Raw genomic sequence first — 1,335 nt, 5'->3', positions numbered from 1 at the left:
TAATGCATGTAAGTTAAGATAACTTACGTTTCTTCAGAGGCCGAGTCGCATAGCGACTCGGCCTTTTCTTTACTGCTCTCGGATAACTCCGCTCTTTTCTATCGGGCAAAACAAAGCTTTCCGCCATATCCAGTATGTAATTCATCACTTCTGGTATACGACCCGGTGCTACTGCGGGCAGGAGTTGAAGTTGGCTGAGTAAGAAGATTGATGCTTGTTTAAAACCTATTTGGTACGGCATTACTGATTTCAGTGAGTAGGCCATTTGGCACATCATGAACCGTAATAGGTTGTAAGCTAATAACATTCCCCATAGCTCTTGGGTCACTAACTCTGGAGTCTTGCTTCTCAGTGTTAGGTTGTTTTGCAGCATATATTGCTTCATTTCCCGATAACCCAACTCTATTTCCCAACGGTGACTGTATAGCTCAGCGATATCAGCCCCCGGATACCGCATCGGATCAGTCATTGAGGTCAACAGTTTTACCTCTTTTCCTTTAATTTTTTTTGTTATTAAACGAGCTTGCAGTGTCTCAGGTGCATCCGCCCATTTCTTTCTCGCTTGAGGGGAAAGTCTCAACTCCACAAGTTCCTGGCCTTTACCTAGCTTGCCTATCGTTGTGTATTGTGCACCTTTGCGTAACGGGATTAACCAATGCTTTTCTTCACCACTACTTTGCCAACGGTGAAGTAATCCTAAGGCATAAAAACCTCGGTCAAATACGGTAAGGCTGTGGGATGGAGATTGGTCAACAAGTTGAGCAGTCAGGTCAACTTCACTCACTGATACGGAGTCAAAAGCAGCACTATTGAGAAGGTGACTCGTGAGTTCCATATGGCAAACCATACGAACTTGGGGGTAATCCGAAATGGTCGTCTTGTTACCTGTTCGACCAAAATGCGCGTCATTACCAGCCGTGTCCGGTGTTCGCCACACTACGCCATCTACAGCATGTAATGTTAAGCCGTGCCAGTCTGGATGCGGTGTTTTCTCATGCCAAAGTTGTTGTGTCTTGTTAAATACGGCTTCAACCGGTTCATGCCCCAGCCGTTTTCGAGCTTGAATGACAGCACTCGGTGCGACAAATGGCTTCTTACCCGGCAAGAGAATATCGAGTTGAGAAACAACTTTTTCCATAGAAAGATGCCGATACAACGACATCCCAACGACACTCCACACCATTAGCTCCATTGGTAGGCGTCGTTTTCGAATTGTGGCAACGCCGGTATCGTTTAAGCACTGTTCAATGATGTCTGGAGACAGGAGATCTGATAACCCTGATAGTTCTGTTGCTGAAAATGAGTGGACTTCATGAAGTGCTTGTCTGAGGAACA

At 45.6% G+C, this 1,335-nt stretch carries 1 protein-coding gene; it reads right to left on the bottom strand.

What is annotated here, in order from left to right; translation table 11 throughout:
* Positions 1-13: 13 nt before the first annotated feature.
* Positions 14-1,335, bottom strand: a 1,322-nt coding sequence (locus ACSF8W_RS23475; RefSeq protein ID WP_500849511.1) for an IS4 family transposase, incomplete at its 5' end; no start/stop codon positions are given.

This window comes from Photobacterium sp. 270122K (genome assembly GCF_059941365.1).
Note: the sequence above shows the minus strand (reverse complement) of the source record. Positions and strands in the feature narration are given on the sequence as shown.